The organism is Arenimonas oryziterrae DSM 21050 = YC6267 (genome assembly GCF_000420545.1).
Taxonomy (GTDB): Bacteria; Pseudomonadota; Gammaproteobacteria; order Xanthomonadales; family Xanthomonadaceae; genus Arenimonas; species Arenimonas oryziterrae.
The window spans coordinates 111660-129852 of record NZ_ATVD01000004.1 but is presented as its reverse complement, the minus strand read 5'-3'; the positions used below and the strand labels follow the sequence as shown (position 1 = coordinate 129852).

Here is an 18193-nt window from a genome sequence, read left to right as displayed (position 1 = left end):
CATGGATTCTTCACTTCAAGAGCGTTTCGCGGGCGTCGACCGCCTTTATGGGCTGGGCAGTGTTGCCCGGCTGTCGCAAAAACACGTCTGCGTGGTCGGTCTGGGCGGCGTTGGTTCCTGGGCGGTGGAAGCGCTGGCGCGCAGCGGCATCGGCGCATTGACGCTTATCGATGCCGACGATGTCTGCGTCTCCAACACCAATCGCCAGTTGCATGCGCTGGAAGGTCAGTACGGCCGCGGCAAGGCTGAAGTGCTCGCGGAGCGTTGTCGCGCGATCAATCCCGCCCTTCGCGTGGAGGTGATTGCGAGCTTTCTGACTCCGGCGAATCTGAGCGAGTTGCTCGACCGGGATTACGATCTCGTGCTCGACGCCTGCGACAGTTTCCGCAGCAAGGTCGAATTGATCGCGTGGTGCCGTCGCCGCAAGCTGCCCCTGGTCGCGTCCGGTTCGGCGGGCGGTCGCACCGATGCCAGCCAGATCCGTGTGCGCGATCTTTCGCGCACCGAACACGATGCGTTGTTGGCGCTGGTGCGGAAGAAGTTGCGCGCCGAATTCAATTTTCCCAAGAACAAGGACCGCTACTTCGGTGTTCCGGCAATCTATTCGCTGGAGAACGTCAGATATCCGCAGTCGGACGGCTCGGTGTGCGGGACGCGACCGGCGCTCGGTCCCGATGCGGCGCTCAAGCTCGACTGCGGCGCCGGTCTGGGCGCGGCCACGCACGTCACCGGCACCTTTGCCTTTGTCGCGGTCGGCAAGGCGATCGAATTGCTGCTGAAGAAGAAGGAATAGAGGATCGGCCGAGTTCGCCACGCGGATCGATGCGGCCAGACGCGAGTGAACGCGCGATTCAGCTAGGTGATCCTGCATGCACTTTCGTTCAGCTGGGCTGTGCTGGAATGCAGCCGCCCGACCCTCAGGTCGTTTTTTTCAGGAGACATTCCATGACTCGTCACAAGTTGCTTGTCGCTGCCATCGTACCGGCCCTCGTCGTGATGTCCCTTTCCGCCTGCAATCGCGCACCGGCCGAAGGCGCCGTCGCGACGGCACCGGAAGCGATCCAGCAGTCCGCCTCCAACCCCGGCGTCGAGACCGCGCAGCCCGGCGAGCAGATGGCCGTCGAGCCCGCCGCGCCCGCTGGCCCGGTCGTCGAATATGCCGACGTCGATCGCGTCAAGCCGGTCACCGTCAAGGAATCGATCTTTGGCACCGTGACCTCGGTGGACGAACTCACCCGCGACTCGACCAAGCCGCGCGAAGTCTGCGAAGACGTCGTGATCCAGGAACGCGCGCCGGAACGTGATGGCAACGTCGGCGGCACGGTCGCCGGTGCGGTCATCGGTGGCGCGCTCGGCAACCAGGTCGGCAAGGGCGATGGCCGCAAGGCCGCGACCGTGGCCGGCGCCATTGCTGGCGGCGTGATCGGTCGCAACATCGATCGTCGCAGCGAGAACGGCAAGATCGTCAGTCGCACCGAGCAGCAGTGCCACACTGAAGAAGAGACCGTCAGCACCGTGACGGGCTATCAGGTGCGCTACCGCAAATCGAACGGCAGCACCGGCAGCCAGCGCATGGAAGACCGCCCCAGCATCGGCAGCCGCATCAACCTGGGATCGACCAGCAAGACGGTCGGTTACGACGTGACCTACACGTATGCCGGCAAGCAGTCGACGGTGCGCATGGACAGCAAGCCCGGCGACCAGCTTCAGGTCATCGACGGTCAGGTCGTGACCGGTACGGCGCCGGTCAGCCAGCGCTGAGTCACCGATCAGGCTAACAAGAAAGGCCGGCAATGCCGGCCTTTTTTGTGCACGCAATTCGCCGAGGAGACGCTCAGCCGGAACGCATTCCGATCCCGAACAGGCGCTCGGCATTGAGCCGGGTCGCGTCGGCGACCTGTTCCACGGGCAGACCGCGCAAGCTGGCGACGCGTTCCGCGACGAGCTGCAGCCGCGCCGGTTCGTTGCGCTGGCCGCGATGGGCGGCGTCAGGCTGGTCGGGCGAATCGGTTTCGAGCAACAGCAATTCCAGCGGCATCGTCGCCACGATCCGGTGCAGACGCTGCGCGCGGTCGTAGGTTACCGGGCCGCCAATGCCGAGGTGGAAGCCGAGTTTGAACAGCTGCAGCGCCTGCTCCTCGCTGCCCGAATAGCTATGCACGACGCCGCGCAGTCCGCCGACTCGGCGCAGCGAGGCGATGACTTCGTCGACCGCGCGCCGTGCATGCAGGACCAGGGGCAGGTCGAAGTCGCGCGCGATTTCCAGCTGGCGGCGGAAGTAGAGCCGCTGTGCCTCCGTGTCTGGATTTTCAATGAAGAAATCGAGCCCGCATTCGCCCACGGCTTTCGGCTGCTCGCGCTCGATCCAGTCGGGCAGGGCCTCGAGATGCTCGGGGCGATGGTGCTCGAGGTACATCGGATGCAGGCCGTAGGCGGCGTGCAGGCCGGGTGACAATGCACAAACCTCGCGCAGCTTCGGCCAGCTCGCGTGGTCCACGGCCGGCACCAGTTGCTGGGCGACCCCTTCGTGCAGCGCCCGCCGCAACGCCAATTCGCGGTCCGCGTCGAACTCGGGCGCGTCGAAATGACTATGACTGTCGAACAGAGCGAGCGACATCAGTCGGGCTTGCGGACCTCGCCCTCGATGATCTTGCTGTCGGGGGTTTGGACTGCGGGGTCCTTGCGATTTTTCCAGTTGGCCAGCAACAAAGTGCCAAGCCCGAGCAGGATCTCGTCGAGCAGGTAGGGCGGGAAGAAATCGTCGAACGGAATGATGAGGTCGGCGACGAACAGGAAGGCGACGATCTTGAACAGCGTCGGATAGCGAAGGCGGCTGGCGAAGCTCACGATCGGGCCCAGAAACGGACTGGCCATGGCGTTGTTTTCCGATGAACGTGAGCTGCACGTTACCACGCTGAACCGGGCGGGTTAAGGCGGCTTTACGCGGACATTCATCTTCGCGGGGCAATGCTCCGGACGCAGCGGAACGCGCACTCGTCAGTAACGAAAGAGGAGAAGACCATGAACAAGTCCATTGCCGTAGCGATTGGATCCATCCTAGCGGCCGGTGCCGCCGTAGGCGCCTATCGGACGGGCATCATCGGCAAACCTTACGCCGATGTTGTGTCGGCAACGCCGATCACGGTCAAGGAACCGGTGTATGGCGAAGTCGTCGACGTCTCGCCGATCACGCGGACGGCCGAGACCTCGCAGGAAGTGTGTTCCGACAAACAAGTGCAGAGCCGGGCGCCCGAGCGCTTCGGCGACAAGGACGGCATGGTGGCCGGCGCCGTCATCGGCGGCCTGGTCGGTAATCAGGTCGGCAAGGGCAATGGCCGCACACTGGCCACGATCGCCGGCGCCGTTGGCGGCGGCTATGCCGGCCGCGAAATCGACCGCCGCCATGTCGGTGGACGGGTGACCTCGTCCACGCAGACGGTGTGCCACACCGAGACCCGCCCCAGCACGCGCACGATTGGCTACGACGTGACCTACAGCGTGGACGGCCAACTGGCCAACAAGCAGGTCGCCAGCAAGCCCAAGGGCCCGCTGCTGGTCGGCGAGCGCGACAAGGTCATCGGTTACGACGTGACCTGGCGATACGGCGAGCAGACCGGCGTGATCCGCATGGACCATGCCCCCGGCGACCGCCTGCCGATGCAGGACGGCGCGATCATCGTGGCGACCCAGCCCGTGGGCGCTCCGAAGAGCTGATCCGACCCGAAAGTCGAGGCATACGGGGCCGCATGCGGCCCCGTTTCGTTTTCCAGGTCACGCTTTGGCGGGGGACTCGGGCTAAAATGGCGGTCTTTCCGACCCAGCCCGGCACCTTTCCCATGGCCCTGAACCCGACCGACCTGTTCGACATCCGTTCCATGCTGTCCGAAGAGGAGCGGATGATCCAAGACTCCGTCGCCCGTTTCGTCGACGAAAAAGTCATTCCGATCATCGGCGACTGCTTCGACCAGGGCCGGTTTCCGAAGGAACTCATTCCTGAAATCGCGGCCATGGGCCTGCTGGGCTCCTCGCTGCCGGAAAAATATGGTTGCGCGGGCCTCAATGCGGTCAGCTACGGCCTGATCTGCCAGGAGCTCGAGCGCGGCGATTCCGGCATCCGCAGCTTTGTTTCGGTGCAGAGCTCGCTGTGCATGTACCCGATCTACGCCTACGGCACCGAAGAGCAGCGCTTGAAGTACCTGCCCGGCATGGCCAAGGGCGAAATCATCGGCTGCTTCGGTTTGACCGAGCCGCAGGGTGGTTCCGATCCGGCCAACATGAAGACGAATGCCAAGAAGGACGGCGACGACTGGGTCATCAACGGCGCCAAGATGTGGATCACCAACGGCAACGTGGCCAACATCGCGATCGTCTGGGCGCAGACCGACGAGGGCATCCAGGGCTTCATCGTCCCGACCGACACGCCCGGGTTCACCGCCCAGGAAGTCCACAAGAAGATGAGCCTGCGCGCCTCGGTGACGTCGGCGTTGTTCTTCGACAATGTGCGCGTATCCGATGCGCAGCGCCTGCCGAACGTGAAAGGCCTCAAGGGCCCGCTCGGCTGCCTCACCCAGGCCCGTTACGGCATCACTTGGGGCCCGATCGGCGCGGCGATCTCGAGCTACACGACGGCACTGGAGTATTCCAAGACCCGCATCCTGTTCAACAAGCCCATCGCGTCGACGCAGGCGGTGCAGCTCAAGCTCGCCGACATGGCGCGCCGCATCACGCTGGCGCAGCTGCTATCGCTGCAGCTGGGCCGTCTCAAGGATGCCGGCACGATGCAGCCCGCGCAGGTGTCGATGGCGAAGTGGAACAACTGCCGCATCGCCCTGGATATCTCGCGCGAAGCCCGCGACATCCTCGGTGGCGCCGGCATCACCACCGAATATCCGCCGATCCGCCATGCACTGAACCTGGAATCGGTGATCACCTATGAAGGCACCGAAACCGTGCACCAGCTGGTGATCGGCCGCGAAGTGACTGGCATCAACGCGTTCTGACCGTCATGCCCCACGCCCGGGAAAACATGCCGCGCATCGCGCTCGGTCCGGCCATCGAGACCGAGCGCCTGGTGTTGCGCGTGCCCCAGCGCGAGGATTTCGATGCCTATGCCGACATGATCGGCGACGAGGAAACCGCCCGTTTCATCGGCGGCCATGCGCCGCGTGCCGCCGCTTGGCGGCGCTTCCTGGCGATGCCCGGCGCCTGGGCCTTGCAGGGCTATGCGATGTTTTCGGTGATCGAGAAAGCCAGCGGCCGCTGCATCGGCCAGCTGGGTCCATGGCAACCGGAAGGCTGGCCGGGTACGGAAGTGGGTTGGGCCTTCCATCGTTCGGCCTGGGGCAAGGGCTACGCCACGGAAGCCGGATTCGCGGCCATCGACTGGGCATTTACGGAGCTTGGCTGGAGCGAAGTCATTCATTCCATCCATCCCGACAACCGCGCTTCGCAGGCGCTGGCGCAACGCCTTGGCTCGAACAATCGCGGACCGGGAAAACTTCCCGCGCCGTTCGCCGACGAGCCGATCGAGATCTGGGCGCAGACCCGCGAACAATGGCAGGCGCGCCGCCGCGCCGCGTCCGACTGAATCGGCATGATCACCGTCTACGGAATGAAGGCGTCGGGCAACTGCTACAAACTGCAGTTGCTGCTCGCGCACCTGAATCAGCCGTATCGCTGGATAGATGTCGACAGCACCGCCGGCGAAACCCGTACGCCGGAATTCCTTGCCAAGAATCCCAACGGCAAGGTGCCTCTTCTGGAACTGGAAGACGGCCGGGTCCTGTCCGAATCGGACGCGATCCTTTGCTATCTCGCCGAGGGATCGCGCTTTCTACCGGCGGATCGCTGGCTGCGCGCGCAGACCTTGCAATGGCTGTTCTTCGAGCAATACAGCCATGAGCCTTACATCGCCGTTGCGCGCTATGTCGCCAAGTGGCTGCCGGCCGACCACCCGCGCCAGGCCGACTTGCCCCGGCTCCGCGAGCGCGGCTACCAGGCGCTGGACGTCATGGAAAAACACCTGGCAACGCAGGACTTTTTCGTCGGCGGCGCCTACGGCCTCGCCGACATCGCGCTTTACGCCTATACCCACGACGCTGCCGTCGGTGGCTTCGAATTCGGACGCTATCCGGCGATCAGCGCCTGGTTGCGCCGGGTCGAGGCGCAGCCGGGTTTCGTCGCGCAAACCTATTGACCGCTGCTGCAACCGACCAGAAGAAAGAGACCCATGGCCGCTGTAACCCCGCTGATTCCCGCCCGCCAGAAAGACGTCAACCGCGCCAAGGTCTGTGACGACAATTTCGTCGAATTCGTCAGCCAGTGGACCGGCACGCCGTCGACCCGGCCCGCGCCCGACGCGCCGATCCTGCCGGGAAGCCTGTGTTCCGCGCGCGACTTCATCGAGCTGTTCGAATCGCAGCTGATTTCGCGCCATCTCGACCTCATGGCGCGCGTGCTGCGCGTGCAGCAGAAGGTGTTCTACACGATCGGCTCCTCGGGTCACGAGGGCAATGCGATGGTCGCGCGCCTGACCCGCCACACCGACCCAGCCTTCCTGCACTATCGCAGCGGCGGCTTCATGGCTGAACGATTCCGCAAATTGCCGGGTATGGATCCGATCATGGATTCGGCCCTGAGTTTTGCCGCCAGCAAGGACGATCCGATTTCCGGCGGCCGGCACAAGGTCTGGGGCTCCAAGCCCTTGTGGGTGCTGCCGCAGACCTCGACGATCGCCTCGCACCTGCCCAAGGCGCTGGGCACGGCGGTCGCCATCGAACAGGCGCGCCGCATCGGCCACACGCTGCCGATTCCGGACGATTCGATCACGATCTGTTCGTTCGGCGACGCTTCGGCCAATCACGCAACGGCGCAGACTGCCTTCAATACCGCCGCCTGGACCGCGTACCAGAAGCTGCCCGCGCCGGTGCTATACGTGTGCGAGGACAACGGCATCGGCATCTCGGTGAAAACGCCGAACGGCTGGATCGCCAATTCGTTCCGCACCCGCGATGGCCTGGACTATTTCTATGCCGACGGACTCGATCTTGCTGCTGGTTACGAGCAGGTCGCGCGCGCCGTGCACCATTGCCGCACCACGCGTCGCCCGACCTTCCTGCATCTGCGCACGACGCGCATCATGGGTCACGCCGGTACCGACTTCGAGATCGAGTGGCGCAGCTTCGAGGAGCTCATGGCGGTCGAAGCGGGCGATCCGCTGCTGCGTTCGGCGGCGATCGCGCTGCAGTCGGGCGTATTGAACCGCGATGAGTTGCTCGCGCTGTACGAAGCCACCCGCAAGAAGTGTTTCGCTGCGGCCGAGGAAGCCGATCGGCGTCCGAAGCTCGACTCGCTCGCCGAGGTGATCGCGCCGCTGGCTCCCTACACGCCGGACAAGGTGGCGGCGGAAGCCGCACGTTCGGATTATCAGGACAAGCGTCTTGCCGTCTTCGGCAATGAAGAAAAGCTGCCGGAAAAATTGCCGCCGCGCCACCTGGCGATCCAGATCAACAACGCCTTGCACGACCTGTTCGCCAAGTATCCGGAAACGCTGCTGTTCGGCGAGGACGTGGCGCAGAAGGGCGGCGTCTACACGGTCACCAAGGGGCTGCAGAAGGCGTTCAAGGGCGCGCGCGTGTTCAACACGCTGCTCGACGAGACGATGATCCTGGGTCTGGCGCAGGGTTTCGCCAATATGGGCATGCTGCCGATGCCCGAGATCCAGTATCTGGCGTATTTCCACAACGCCTGCGACCAGATCCGCGGCGAAGCCTGCTCGCTGCAGTTCTTCTCCAACGGCCAGTACCGCAACCCGATGGTCATGCGAATTGCATCGCTGGGCTACCAGCGCGGGTTCGGCGGACACTTCCACAACGATAACTCGATCACCGCGCTGCGCGACATTCCCGGCCTCGTGGTCGGTTGCCCGAGCCGCGGCGACGATGCCGCGACGATGCTGCGCACGATGATGGCGTTGGCCAAGGTCGATGGACGCGTCTGCGCCTACCTCGAGCCGATCGCGCTGTACATGACCAAGGATCTGTACGAGACCGGAGATGGTCAGTGGCTGACCACCTATCCGGCCCCCGACCAGGCGATGGTCCTGGGCGAGGAACGTGTGTATTTCCCCGAAGCGCGCGACCTGGTCATTTTCAGCTTCGGCAACGGCGTGCCGATGAGCCTGCGGGCGGCCCGCGACATTGAGAAGGCGCACGGCTGGAAGGTGCGGGTGGTCGATCTGCGCTGGTTGCAGCCGCTCAACGAGGCGGCGATCGCCCGTCATGCCGCTGACTGCGCGCGCATCCTCGTCGTGGACGAGGGGCGACGCAGTGCAGGTGTCGGCGAGGGCATCATCACGGCGGTGGTCGAGGCCGGGCAGGGTTCCAAGCCCCTGCGTCGGGTCGTCGGCGTCGATACCTACACGCCGCTGGCCGGCGCCGCGTTCCTGGTCATCCCGGCCGATGCCGATATCGTCGCGATGGCCGGAGAACTGGCCCGGGAGCGTTGATTCCGGACGTCGTCAACGCATCTCCGGCTTGTCCTATACTCAGTCCATGAGCACGTCCCGGCCCCAAACCATTCTCTTCGCCGACGTCAGCGGCAGCACCCGTCTGTTCGAGACCAAGGGTGACGTCGAAGCGCGCCGGCTCATCGCCGCGGTGCTCGATGCCCTGAGCCTGATCTGCCAGCAACACGGCGGACGGGTGATCAAGACGATCGGCGACGAGATCATGTGTACGCTGCCCGGCGCGATCAACGGTCTGCTCGCGGCCTGCGATATGCAGCGCAAGATGGCCCGCGACATCGATTTCGTTCGCGACAACCTGGCCGTGCGCATCGGTCTGCACCATGGCGACGCGCTTGAGGAAAAAGACGGCGACGTCTACGGCGATGCCGTGAATACCGCCGCGCGCATGGCCTCGCTGGCCAAGCGCGAGCAGATCGTGACCACCGCTGCGACCGTCCAGGGCATCGGCGGCAAGAGCCCGGAAACCCGCAGCCTGGGCCGCGCCCGCGTCAGCGGCAAGTTGCTGCCGATCGAGATCGTCGATGTCGTCTGGCAGGAAGATACCTCGGGCATGACCATGGTCCAGAGCGCGATCCGCCTGGGCGATGCCGCCGGCCACAGCGCCGGCGCCAAACTGCGTCTGCGCCATCGCGGCAAGCTCATTGAGCTCGACGAGAATTCGGAGCCATACATGATGGGCCGCGAGGCGACCAATCACCTGGTGGTGGAGGCGGACTGGGTCAGCCGCACGCATGCGCAGGTGGAGTTCAAGCGTGGCCATTTCATGATCACCGATCGCTCGACCAATGCCACCTACGTGCGCATCGGCGAAGACGATGAATTACGCGTGCACCGCGACGAGCTGCATCTGCGCAAGACCGGCACCATCAGCCTGGGCCAGGCCGTGGTGCTCAACGTCCAAGACGTCATTTACTACGAAGCCGACTGAGCAAGGGTCGGCGCATGAAAAAGGCCGGCAATGCCGGCCTTTTCTTTTTGCCAGGTTGGGCGGCAATCAACCGCCGCGCGAGGCCTCGATGCTGAAGCCCGCCGCCGGTTTCGCCGGCGTGGTCCCTGGTGCTGGGACGGTTTGCGGAGGCGGCAGGGTTTTGCCCGGCACGGCCTGGTAACCGAATACGCCACGCAGCAGACGCTCGTTGCCGGTGTACTCGGCGGCCGTCGTTGGCACGAACTGCGCGGTGCCCAGCTCGTTGATCACTTCGAACGCGGTGGTGTCGCGATGCAGGCGCAGCATCGCGTCGGTCACCTTCTTGCGCACATCGGCCGGCACGGTCGGCGCGACCGAGAGGGCGCGACCCATGAAGTCGCGCGAACTGGCGACCGGCACGAGGTTGTTGTAGTCCTTGGCGATGTAGCCCGGCACCATGGCGGCATCGGTTTCGCCGGCGAACACCATTTCCACGCCGTCCTTCCAGCTCGCGGCCACCGACTGGATCTCGGGCTGCGCGATCGGGTTCTTGTACAGCTCGCCGAGGAGCAGGTAACCCATGCTCGGCGCCGACATGCTGACGATGCGACGACCGACCAGATAGTTGGCGCCCTTGCTGGCGACTTCAGCGTCGGCGAGCAGGACGAAGCGGGTGGATTCAAGCACGCGCACCAGCGGCGTGAAGCGCTGGCGGTTCATGCGGTAGTCGGTGAAATGCGCTTCTTCGAAGGCGAAGTCGGTCGCGGCACCGCTGCGCATGTCGCGCCAGTACACGTGGTAGTTCGGCGCGGTCTTCAGCCGGAAGCGCTGGCCGGTGGCCTTCGCCAGGTAGTCCAGCAAGGGCTTGTAGACTTCCTGCGCTTGCGCAGGCGGATAGTTCGGCTCGACGGTCAAGGTGTATTCGGCAGCTTTGACCGGCTGCACGAAAGCCAGGGCGACGAGCACACCCAGCAGAGCGATCGACAGGTTCTTCATGGCGCTATTCTCCCCCTACGCGAACGTATTGATAACAGGACGGAGCGAGTTTCGCCAATCCGCCGTGCGTTCGTAGTGATTGCGGTCACACCGGGCGTTCTAGGCCCGGAAGCAGTTCGAGGCGGTTCATCGGGGCGTTCTCCGGTCCGAACAGGGTGGTTTCCTCGCCGAGTGTGACCACGGCCAGCCCCTGGCTGCGATCGGCCGTCGTGCAAACGACGGTGCCCAGGCTCCGGTTTTCGCCGTCCAGCACGGTCGTGCCGCCGGCCAGACCGGTGCCGCCCACCCGGATCAGCCCGCGCTTGGCCTGGCCCAGATAGTGGGTGCGCGCGACGATTTCCTGCCCCGGATAACAGCCTTTTTTGAGGCTGAAGGCCTTGAGGCGGTCGAGCGAAAGCATTTGCGGCGTCCAGGCTTCCGATTGGGAGGCCGGCAGGCGGGGCAGACCGTGCGCGAGGTCGTCGGCCAGCCAGCGGGCATCAATGGCCTCGTCCGCGGGGCCGAGGGGGGCCAGCGCGCCGTCGGTTTCCGGCAACAGGAACAGGCAGCGTCCCTTTTGGCCGTCGCCGCTCCAATCCATCGCCCAGCCGGACTCTTCGGTGCCCGCGAGGCTGTCCCGAGCCGGCGCGGCCGGGTCGAACGAGACATCGTAGCCAGCAGCGCAGCGCCAGCCGTCGCGCACGGTCAGCGTCACCTTGGCGCGAAAGACGAAACGCTGGAGCGCGTTGCGCAGTTCGTCCGCCGGATGGTCGGGCAGGACGATCAGGAAGGTCTCCGCCGACATTCTCGCCAGTGCGAACAGCGAAATCACGCGGCCTTTGGGCGTCAACCAGCCGTTCCATTGCCAACGTCCCGGGGTCAGCGCGCTCACGTCGTTCATCAGCTGCGCCTGCAGAAATCCTTCTGCGCCAGGGCCCTGGACATCGAGAAGTGTGAAGCCTGACAGGGCCGACACGGTCGGTCCGGGGCGATTTACCTTGAATGGCATGGGGGCGGGATTTAACATGTGAGGATGGTTTCCACGCCACAGATGATAGGTCAAAGCACGGTGCCCACCGAGCTTCCCCCGGCACAGCAGGCACCGACCGAACCGGTCGAACCGTCGCCGCCCGAGGAATTCGGCGGGCGCGGGGGGCTCGATCCGACGCGCTATGGCGACTGGGAAAAAAACGGTCGCTGCATAGACTTCTGACGCGGCGCCGACAGCCGGTCCGCTAACCTCCCTCCCAACCTTTCGAGACACGCCCATGGCGCGCGAACGCCCGTTATCTCCGTTCATGATCGGCCAGGTCTACAAGCCGCAGATCACCAGCGTGCTGTCGATCCTGCACCGCGCCACGGGCGTGGCGCTGGCGGTCGGTGCCCTCGTGCTGGCGGCCTGGCTGCTCGCCGTGGCCGGCAGTGCCGAGGCGTTCGAGTGCTTCCGCGGGTTCTTCGCCGCCTGGTACGGGCAGGTCGCCCTGTTCGCGTTCACCGGCTGCCTGGCCTACCACCTGTTCAACGGCCTGCGTCATCTGGTCTGGGACATGGGCAAAGGGTATGAGATCGCGACCGTCTACAAGAGCGGCTACGCCGTCGTGGCCCTGACGCTGCTGACCACGGCCGGCATCTGGTGGTGCGCCATGAATACCGGAGGTGCGGCATGAGCGCCCATCTTCGCGACCCGCTGGCGACTGCACGCGGCCTGGGCTCGGCCAAGGACGGCGTGAATCACTGGTGGCTGCAGCGCCTGACCGCCATCGCGCTGGCCCTGCTGACGCCCTGGTTTATCTGGTTCGCGGTGGCCCAGGTCGGTGCTGACCAGTACCAGGTCCGCAATGCCATCGCGGCGCCGGTGACTGCCGCGCTCCTGCTGTCCTACGTGATCGCGCTGATGTGGCATGCGCGCCTGGGGCTGCAGGTCGTCGTCGAGGACTACATCCACGGCTGGCTCGAGGTCGCGCTGCAAATCGCGATCAAGCTGGTCTTCGCGTTCGCCACGGTGGCTGCCGCCATCGCGATCGGCCGCATCGTTTTCTCTGCCTGAGCCCGCCATGACGACCGCTTACAAGATCACCGAACACAAGTACGACATGATCGTCGTCGGCGCCGGCGGCGCCGGTCTGCGCGCGACCTTCGGCCTCGCCGCCAAGGGTCTGCAGACCGCTTGCCTCACCAAGGTATTCCCGACGCGTTCGCACACCGTCGCGGCCCAGGGCGGCATCTCCGCGGCGCTCGGCAACATGGGCGAAGACGACTGGCGCTACCACTTCTTCGATACCGTGAAGGGATCGGACTGGCTGGGCGACCAGGACGCGATCGAATACATGTGCCGCGAGGCAATCCCGGCGATCATCGAGCTCGAGCACCAGGGCGTGCCGTTCTCGCGCACCGAGGAAGGCAAGATCTACCAGCGTCCGTTCGGCGGCATGACCACCAAGTACGGCGAAGGCCCGCCCGCGCAGCGCACCTGCGCGGCCGCCGACCGTACCGGTCACGCCATCCTGCATACGCTGTACCAGCAATCGCTGAAGCACGATGCGAAATTCTTCATCGAATACTTCGCGCTCGACCTGATCATGGACGACGAAGGCGCCTGCCGCGGCGTGCTCGCGCTCGACATGTCCGACGGCTCCCTGCATCTGTTCCGCGCGCAGGGCGTCGTGCTCGCGACCGGTGGCTATGGCCGTGCGTATTTCTCCGCGACCTCGGCCCATACCTGCACCGGCGACGGTGGCGGCATGGCGCTGCGCGCCGGCCTGCCGCTGCAGGATATGGAGTTCGTGCAGTTCCATCCGACCGGCATCTACGGCGCCGGCTGCCTGATCACCGAGGGCGTGCGCGGCGAAGGCGGCATCCTGCGCAATTCCGCTGGTGAGCGTTTCATGGAACGCTACGCCCCAAGCGTGAAAGATCTTGCGCCGCGCGACATGGTCAGCCGCTCGATGACCATCGAAATCCGGGAAGGCCGCGGCGTCGGTCCGAAGAAAGATCACATTCATCTCGACCTGACCCATCTCGACCCTGCGGTGATTCACGAAAAGCTGCCGGGTATTTCCGAAACGGCGAAGATCTTCGCCGGCGTCGACGTCACCAAACAGCCGATTCCGGTGCTGCCGACCGTGCACTACAACATGGGCGGCCTGCAGACGAACTATCACGGCGAAGTCGTGACCCTGAAGGACGGCAATCCCAACCACGTGGTGCCGGGTCTGTATTCCATCGGTGAAGCGGCCTGCGTTTCCGTGCACGGTGCCAATCGACTGGGATCGAATTCGCTGCTCGACCTGGTGGTCTTCGGCCGTGCCGTCGCCAACCGCTGCGCCGAGACGATCAAGCCCGGCCAGTCGCACAAGAGCCTGCCGGCTTCGGCCTGCGACAAGTCGCTCGCCAACCTCGACAAGCTGCGCTTCGCCAAGGGCGGCACACCGACGGCGGAAATCCGCGACAACATGCAGCGCATCATGCAGAACGATGCGGCGGTGTTCCGCACCGGCGAAACCCTGCAGCAGGGCGTGACCAAGATCCGTCAGGCCTACGACAGCTTTGCCGACGTCCGCGTGTCGGATACGTCCCTGGTCTGGAACTCCGATCTGATCGAGACCCTGGAACTGCAGAACCTGCTGGGCCAGGCGGTCGCGACGATGGTGTCGGCGGAGAACCGCAAGGAATCGCGCGGCGCCCACGCCCGCGAGGACTTCAGCAAGCGCGACGACGCCGAGTGGATGAAGCACACCTTGTGCTGGGTCGACGAGCAGGGCAAGACGACGATCGACTATCGTCCGGTGCACCTGAACGTGCTCAGCTCGGATGTCAGCGTCATCCCGCCCAAAGAACGCAAGTACTGATCGCCTGCCCGCCTGTCGAAGGCGCGATGCGAGTCGCGCCCCCGCCGTAACGAATCGAGAAACAAACGATGGCCGAGTTCACCCTCCCCAAGAATTCCAAGGTCGGCAAGGGCAAGCACTACCCGGCGCCCGCCGGCGCGACGCGCACGCGCGCGTTCAAGATTTATCGCTGGAATCCGGATGACAACGCCAATCCGCGCGTCGACACCTACGATGTCGACCTCGACACCTGCGGTCCGATGGTTCTCGATGCGCTGATCAAGATCAAGAACGAGATCGACCCGACGCTGACCTTCCGCCGTTCCTGTCGCGAAGGCATCTGCGGCAGCTGCGCGATGAACATCGACGGCACCAACACCCTGGCCTGTACGCGCGGTATCGACGAATGCGGCGGCAAGGACGTGCCGATCTATCCGCTGCCGCATATGCCGGTGGTCAAGGATCTGGTGCCGGACCTCACGCATTTCTACGCGCAGTACGCTTCGATCAAGCCCTGGTTGCGTACGCAGAGCTCCGCGCCGGCCGCGACCGAGCGTCTGCAGTCGCCGGAAGACCGAAAGAAGCTCGACGGCTTGTACGAATGCATCCTGTGCGCCTGCTGCTCGACCAGCTGCCCGAGCTACTGGTGGAATGGCGACCGCTATCTGGGTCCGGCGATCCTGCTACAGGCCTATCGCTGGATCATCGACTCGCGCGATGAGGACACCGGTGCGCGCCTGGACGATCTGGAAGACCCGTTCAAGCTCTATCGCTGCCACACGATCATGAACTGCACGCGGACCTGCCCGAAAGGCCTGAATCCCGCCAAGGCCATCGGCGAAATCAAGAAGCTCATGCTCCAGCGCCGCGGCGCCTGACCCACGCGAGGACCACACCCGATGGCGAACAACCTTTTCTGGCCCGCCGTCGCGATGGCGCTGCTGACCTGCATCGTCTGGTTCCGTCTGTACGTCGTGCGCATTCCCGAGATGCAGCGTCGGCGTATCCATCCACAGAAGGTCGCGCAGAGCGCGCAGCGCGACACGTTGTTTGAGGACACGCGCGCCTCGGACAACTTCAAGAATCTGTTCGAGCTGCCAGTGCTGTTCTACCTGGGTTTGTTCGTCGCGCAATCGAGCGGGCAGGCGGGCACGACGGTGGTGTTCCTCGCTTGGGCTTTCGTCGTCCTGCGGTGGCTGCACAGCCTGATCCAGTGCACCTACAACCGGGTCATGCATCGTTTTGCCGTCTATTCGGCCGGTGCGGTGGTGCTGTGGCTGCTCTGGGCGCTGCTGGCCTACGGCCTCTGGCGGTGAGCGACGACGACGTCGAACTGCGCCGCCTGCGCTGGCGTTGCCGTCGCGGCATGCGCGAACTCGACCAGCTCATGCTGCGCTTCCTCGATCAGCGCTGGCCGAAGGCCGATGACGCGGAAAGAAGCGTCTTCCTACGTCTGCTGGAATCCGAGGACGATAAGCTCTGGCGCTGGTGCATGGGTCGCGAACGGCCCGAGGATCCGGAACTGCATGCCCTCGTCGAAAGAATCATCGCGCTGCCGCATTGACTGGCGTCCCTCGCGAATGCTGCTCGCCGCGTTGATAGTCCTGACTGTGCTCGCTGCTGTCTCGGTCTGGCTCAGCGATGGACCGGTCGGCATGAAAGGCCTGCTGTCGGTGCTGGCCTTGGGGCAGGGCACCCTGCAGATCCAGCGGGAAGTCCGGCGCCCGTCGCTATCGGTGATTCTGCATGGTGACGAGGCTCAGATCCGTGCGAACCCTGACGGCGAACTGAAGTGCTGGCGAGGGGTCGAGTTGCGTTTCCGCGGCCGATTGGCGAGTCTGAGCGGTCGCGACACGGCAGGGCGGAAACATCATCTGCTCTGGTGGCCCGACACCTTGCCTGCGGCGGCACGGCGCGCGTTGCGCCTTTATGCCGACGGCTGTCGCGACAGGCATTCACCGGCACCGGCGCAGCCGGCCTGACCGTCCACTGGGAAGTCCATGTTCCAACCACTCTCCATTTCCATCGGTCTGCGATATCTGCGCGCCAAACGACGCAGCGGTTTCCTGTCCTTCTTCTCGATGACCTCCATCCTCGGCATGGCGCTGAGCGTGATGGCACTGATCGCCACGATCTCGGTCATGAGCGGGTTCCAGGAGGAACTGCGCGCGCGCATCCTCGGCATGGTCGCGCACGCCACGGTCGATGGCGTCGACGGCCCGGTGCAGGACTGGCAAAAAGCCGTGTCGCTGGCCACGACGGACCCGCGCGTGATCGGCGCGGCGCCCTATGTCGAACGCGAGGCGATGGTCCAGGCCTCGCGCGTTCAGGGCGCCTTGATCCGCGGCGTGCTGCCCGATCAGGAACCCAAGGTCTCCGATCTGGCGAGCAAGATGACGCACGGCAAGCTCAGCGATCTGCAGCCGGGCGCCTACAACATCATCCTCGGCAAGGAACTGGCCCTGTGGCTGGGCGTGGGTGTCGGCGACAAGGTGACGGTCTACGTGCCCGAGTTGAACACGACGCCGGTGGGCGTCTTGCCGAAGATGCGACGCTTCACCGTCGTCGGCATCTTCGAGGCTGGCGCCCAGGAATTCGATCTCGGTCTGGCGCTCGTGCATATGCAGGATGCGCAGCGACTCACGCGTATGGGCGAGGGCGTGACCGGCGTGCGCCTCAAGCTGACCGACATCTGGAATGCCTGGCCGGTCGCGCGCGATCTCGCCGACAAAATGGACGGCCTGTACCGCGTGCGCGACTGGACCCGCGACCACGAAAACTTCTTCCGTGCGCTGAAGATGGAAAAGACGATGATGTTCATCCTGCTCTCGCTGCTGGTGGCGATCGCGGCGTTCAACCTCGTTTCCTCCCTCGTCATGCTGGTGCAGGACAAGCAGGCCGACATCGCCATCCTGCGCACGCTCGGGCTCACGCCCGGCGGCGTGATGCGCGTGTTCATCGTGCAGGGCATGGTGGTCGGCGTTGCCGGCATCATCATCGGCATCATTGGCGGCATCGCCCTGTCGTACAACCTCGTGCACATCGTTCGATTCCTGGAAAACGTCACCGGTAGTGAGCTCATGCCGGCCGACGTCTACTACATCAGCTTCCCGGCACCGGTCGTCGAGCCCCTCGATGTCTCCATGATCGCCGGTCTGGCCTTTGTGCTTTGTCTGCTGGCTACCCTCTATCCCGCCTGGCGCGCCTCGCGCACGGATCCTGCGACGGCGCTGCGCTATGAATGACTCCCTTGCCAAGACCGACGAAGCGAACGTCGTCATCCGTTGCCGCAATCTGGGCAAGACCTATCGAGAAGGCGATCTGGTCACGCCGGTGTTCGAGAATCTGCAGCTCGACGTGATGAAAGGCGAGACCGTCGCGATCGTCGGCGCCTCCGGCGCGGGCAAAAGCACCTTGCTGCATCTGCTGGGCGGCCTGGATTCGGCCAGTTCCGGCGAAGTTTCCGTGGCGGGGCAGGCGATGTCCTCGCTGTCGGATGCCCAGCGTGGACTGCTGCGCAATCGCGCGCTCGGATTCGTGTACCAGTTCCATCATCTGCTGCCGGAATTCACCGCGCTCGAAAACGTGATGATGCCCCTGCTCATCGTCGGTGAATCGGTCGCCAAAGCGCGTCCGAAAGCGCAGGCCTTGCTCGATCGCGTCGGCCTGACGCATCGTCTCGGCCACAAGCCCGGCGAGCTGTCAGGCGGCGAGCGTCAGCGCGCCGCCGTGGCGCGAGCGCTGGTCACGCGACCGGCTTGCGTGCTCGGCGACGAACCGACCGGCAATCTCGACGAGAAAACCGCCTCGAACGTGTTCGAGCTGATGATCGAGCTCAATCGCGAAATCGGCACCGCCCTGGTCCTGGTCACGCACGACCGTCGCCTGGCGCGTCGCCTGGATCGCACCCTGGAATTGACCCAGGGCCGACTGCACCCGCTCTCGACCCTGGACTGA

22 protein-coding genes are annotated in these 18193 nt (G+C 64.8%); 18 read left to right on the top strand and 4 right to left on the bottom strand.

The annotated features are described in order from the left end of the window. Position 1: 1 nt before the first annotated feature. Positions 2–793 carry a tRNA cyclic N6-threonylcarbamoyladenosine(37) synthase TcdA gene (gene tcdA, locus G467_RS0111515; RefSeq protein ID WP_022969890.1) on the top strand — a complete coding sequence of 264 codons (792 nt, stop codon included), beginning with the start codon at positions 2–4 and terminating at the stop codon, positions 791–793. 152 nt (positions 794–945) lie between these two features. Then, on the top strand, positions 946–1761 hold the full coding sequence (locus G467_RS16550; RefSeq protein WP_022969889.1) for a glycine zipper 2TM domain-containing protein: 816 nt from the start codon (positions 946–948) through the stop codon (positions 1759–1761). Between the two features lie 73 nt (positions 1762–1834). Here the strand turns inward: G467_RS16550 and G467_RS0111505 are convergent, their stop codons facing one another. Continuing rightward, entirely contained in the window at positions 1835–2617 is a 783-nt protein-coding gene (locus G467_RS0111505; protein WP_022969888.1) for a TatD family hydrolase, read from the bottom strand. Continuing rightward, a complete protein-coding gene (locus tag G467_RS0111500; RefSeq protein WP_022969887.1) occupies positions 2617–2874 on the bottom strand; it encodes a DUF6116 family protein in 258 nt (85 codons plus the stop codon). Before G467_RS0111500 ends, G467_RS0111505 begins: the two co-directional genes overlap by 1 nt. Positions 2875–3021: 147 nt before the next feature. On the opposite strand from G467_RS0111500, the gene G467_RS16545 reads away from it, so the two are divergent. The 6 genes from G467_RS16545 (at position 3022) to G467_RS0111470 (ending at position 9455) form a co-directional block, all read left to right on the top strand. Then, a complete protein-coding gene (locus G467_RS16545; RefSeq protein ID WP_022969886.1) occupies positions 3022–3714 on the top strand; it encodes a glycine zipper 2TM domain-containing protein in 693 nt (230 codons plus the stop codon). Positions 3715–3836: 122 nt separating this feature from the next. After that, positions 3837–5000 (top strand): acyl-CoA dehydrogenase family protein, encoded by a 1164-nt coding sequence (locus G467_RS0111490; RefSeq protein ID WP_026802615.1) that lies wholly within the window; start codon positions 3837–3839, stop codon positions 4998–5000. A gap of 5 nt (positions 5001–5005) precedes the next feature. Further along, complete coding sequence (locus tag G467_RS18060) at positions 5006–5587, top strand: GNAT family N-acetyltransferase (protein WP_245559070.1); 582 nt, start codon at positions 5006–5008, stop codon at positions 5585–5587. Positions 5588–5593: 6 nt separating this feature from the next. Continuing rightward, on the top strand, positions 5594–6196 hold the full coding sequence (locus G467_RS18055) for a glutathione S-transferase family protein (RefSeq protein ID WP_022969883.1): 603 nt from the start codon (positions 5594–5596) through the stop codon (positions 6194–6196). Between the two features lie 33 nt (positions 6197–6229). Beyond that, positions 6230–8506 carry a thiamine pyrophosphate-dependent enzyme gene (locus tag G467_RS0111475; RefSeq protein WP_022969882.1) on the top strand — a complete coding sequence of 759 codons (2277 nt, stop codon included), beginning with the start codon at positions 6230–6232 and terminating at the stop codon, positions 8504–8506. Positions 8507–8552: 46 nt separating this feature from the next. Next, positions 8553–9455: an adenylate/guanylate cyclase domain-containing protein gene (locus tag G467_RS0111470; protein WP_022969881.1), complete on the top strand. Its 903-nt coding sequence runs from the start codon at positions 8553–8555 to the stop codon at positions 9453–9455. Positions 9456–9521: 66 nt separating this feature from the next. On the opposite strand, the gene G467_RS0111465 is transcribed toward G467_RS0111470, so the two are convergent. Both G467_RS0111465 and ygfZ read right to left on the bottom strand, forming a co-directional pair. Then, positions 9522–10430: a phosphate/phosphite/phosphonate ABC transporter substrate-binding protein gene (locus tag G467_RS0111465; RefSeq protein ID WP_022969880.1), complete on the bottom strand. Its 909-nt coding sequence runs from the start codon at positions 10428–10430 to the stop codon at positions 9522–9524. An 85-nt stretch (positions 10431–10515) separates the two neighbouring features. Further along, positions 10516–11436 carry a CAF17-like 4Fe-4S cluster assembly/insertion protein YgfZ gene (gene ygfZ, locus G467_RS16540; protein ID WP_081644660.1) on the bottom strand — a complete coding sequence of 307 codons (921 nt, stop codon included), beginning with the start codon at positions 11434–11436 and terminating at the stop codon, positions 10516–10518. 6 nt (positions 11437–11442) lie between these two features. On the opposite strand from ygfZ, the gene G467_RS17850 reads away from it, so the two are divergent. The 10 genes from G467_RS17850 to lolD all read left to right on the top strand — a co-directional run bounded on the left by G467_RS17850 (position 11443) and on the right by lolD (position 18193). After that, positions 11443–11622: a DUF1674 domain-containing protein gene (locus G467_RS17850; protein WP_022969878.1), complete on the top strand. Its 180-nt coding sequence runs from the start codon at positions 11443–11445 to the stop codon at positions 11620–11622. Between the two features lie 55 nt (positions 11623–11677). Next, positions 11678–12076 carry a succinate dehydrogenase, cytochrome b556 subunit gene (gene sdhC / locus G467_RS0111450; protein ID WP_022969877.1) on the top strand — a complete coding sequence of 133 codons (399 nt, stop codon included), beginning with the start codon at positions 11678–11680 and terminating at the stop codon, positions 12074–12076. Beyond that, complete coding sequence (gene sdhD, locus G467_RS0111445; protein ID WP_022969876.1) at positions 12073–12456, top strand: succinate dehydrogenase, hydrophobic membrane anchor protein; 384 nt, start codon at positions 12073–12075, stop codon at positions 12454–12456. Before sdhC ends, sdhD begins: the two co-directional genes overlap by 4 nt. A 7-nt stretch (positions 12457–12463) precedes the next feature. Next, on the top strand, positions 12464–14257 hold the full coding sequence (sdhA, locus tag G467_RS0111440; RefSeq protein ID WP_022969875.1) for a succinate dehydrogenase flavoprotein subunit: 1794 nt from the start codon (positions 12464–12466) through the stop codon (positions 14255–14257). Between the two features lie 68 nt (positions 14258–14325). Beyond that, positions 14326–15114 (top strand): succinate dehydrogenase iron-sulfur subunit, encoded by a 789-nt coding sequence (locus G467_RS0111435; RefSeq protein ID WP_022969874.1) that lies wholly within the window; start codon positions 14326–14328, stop codon positions 15112–15114. 21 nt (positions 15115–15135) lie between these two features. Beyond that, the gene (locus tag G467_RS0111430; protein ID WP_022969873.1) at positions 15136–15552 is read left to right on the top strand and encodes an MAPEG family protein; all 417 of its coding nucleotides are present in this window, start codon (positions 15136–15138) and stop codon (positions 15550–15552) included. Between the two features lie 50 nt (positions 15553–15602). After that, entirely contained in the window at positions 15603–15800 is a 198-nt protein-coding gene (locus G467_RS0111425; RefSeq protein WP_051130472.1) for an FAD assembly factor SdhE, read from the top strand. After that, positions 15763–16218 (top strand): protein YgfX, encoded by a 456-nt coding sequence (locus G467_RS16535; RefSeq protein ID WP_022969871.1) that lies wholly within the window; start codon positions 15763–15765, stop codon positions 16216–16218. The genes G467_RS0111425 and G467_RS16535 overlap by 38 nt, the downstream gene beginning before the upstream one ends. 18 nt (positions 16219–16236) lie before the next feature. Beyond that, the gene (locus tag G467_RS0111415) at positions 16237–17481 is read left to right on the top strand and encodes a lipoprotein-releasing ABC transporter permease subunit (protein WP_022969870.1); all 1245 of its coding nucleotides are present in this window, start codon (positions 16237–16239) and stop codon (positions 17479–17481) included. Next, on the top strand, positions 17474–18193 hold the full coding sequence (lolD, locus tag G467_RS0111410; RefSeq protein ID WP_022969869.1) for a lipoprotein-releasing ABC transporter ATP-binding protein LolD: 720 nt from the start codon (positions 17474–17476) through the stop codon (positions 18191–18193). Before G467_RS0111415 ends, lolD begins: the two co-directional genes overlap by 8 nt.

Bases quoted from the DNA above. Each gene is read 5' to 3' on its own strand.
- G467_RS0111500 (WP_022969887.1), bottom strand. From the start codon at position 2,874: ATGGCCAGTCCGTTTCTGGGCCCGATCGTGAGCTTCGCCAGCCGCCTT.
- G467_RS0111465 (WP_022969880.1), bottom strand. From the start codon at position 10,430: ATGAAGAACCTGTCGATCGCTCTGCTGGGTGTGCTCGTCGCCCTGGCT.
- tcdA (WP_022969890.1), top strand. From the start codon at position 2: ATGGATTCTTCACTTCAAGAGCGTTTCGCGGGCGTCGACCGCCTTTAT.
- G467_RS18055 (WP_022969883.1), top strand. From the start codon at position 5,594: ATGATCACCGTCTACGGAATGAAGGCGTCGGGCAACTGCTACAAACTG.
- G467_RS0111415 (WP_022969870.1), top strand. From the start codon at position 16,237: ATGTTCCAACCACTCTCCATTTCCATCGGTCTGCGATATCTGCGCGCC.
- G467_RS0111475 (WP_022969882.1), top strand. From the start codon at position 6,230: ATGGCCGCTGTAACCCCGCTGATTCCCGCCCGCCAGAAAGACGTCAAC.
- G467_RS0111435 (WP_022969874.1), top strand. From the start codon at position 14,326: ATGGCCGAGTTCACCCTCCCCAAGAATTCCAAGGTCGGCAAGGGCAAG.
- G467_RS16535 (WP_022969871.1), top strand. From the start codon at position 15,763: ATGCCCTCGTCGAAAGAATCATCGCGCTGCCGCATTGACTGGCGTCCC.
- G467_RS0111490 (WP_026802615.1), top strand. From the start codon at position 3,837: ATGGCCCTGAACCCGACCGACCTGTTCGACATCCGTTCCATGCTGTCC.
- G467_RS18060 (WP_245559070.1), top strand. From the start codon at position 5,006: ATGCCCCACGCCCGGGAAAACATGCCGCGCATCGCGCTCGGTCCGGCC.
- G467_RS17850 (WP_022969878.1), top strand. From the start codon at position 11,443: ATGGTTTCCACGCCACAGATGATAGGTCAAAGCACGGTGCCCACCGAG.
- ygfZ (WP_081644660.1), bottom strand. From the start codon at position 11,436: ATGTTAAATCCCGCCCCCATGCCATTCAAGGTAAATCGCCCCGGACCG.
- G467_RS16550 (WP_022969889.1), top strand. From the start codon at position 946: ATGACTCGTCACAAGTTGCTTGTCGCTGCCATCGTACCGGCCCTCGTC.
- sdhA (WP_022969875.1), top strand. From the start codon at position 12,464: ATGACGACCGCTTACAAGATCACCGAACACAAGTACGACATGATCGTC.
- sdhC (WP_022969877.1), top strand. From the start codon at position 11,678: ATGGCGCGCGAACGCCCGTTATCTCCGTTCATGATCGGCCAGGTCTAC.
- lolD (WP_022969869.1), top strand. From the start codon at position 17,474: ATGAATGACTCCCTTGCCAAGACCGACGAAGCGAACGTCGTCATCCGT.
- G467_RS0111505 (WP_022969888.1), bottom strand. From the start codon at position 2,617: ATGTCGCTCGCTCTGTTCGACAGTCATAGTCATTTCGACGCGCCCGAG.
- G467_RS16545 (WP_022969886.1), top strand. From the start codon at position 3,022: ATGAACAAGTCCATTGCCGTAGCGATTGGATCCATCCTAGCGGCCGGT.
- G467_RS0111470 (WP_022969881.1), top strand. From the start codon at position 8,553: ATGAGCACGTCCCGGCCCCAAACCATTCTCTTCGCCGACGTCAGCGGC.
- sdhD (WP_022969876.1), top strand. From the start codon at position 12,073: ATGAGCGCCCATCTTCGCGACCCGCTGGCGACTGCACGCGGCCTGGGC.
- G467_RS0111430 (WP_022969873.1), top strand. From the start codon at position 15,136: ATGGCGAACAACCTTTTCTGGCCCGCCGTCGCGATGGCGCTGCTGACC.
- G467_RS0111425 (WP_051130472.1), top strand. From the start codon at position 15,603: ATGCGCGAACTCGACCAGCTCATGCTGCGCTTCCTCGATCAGCGCTGG.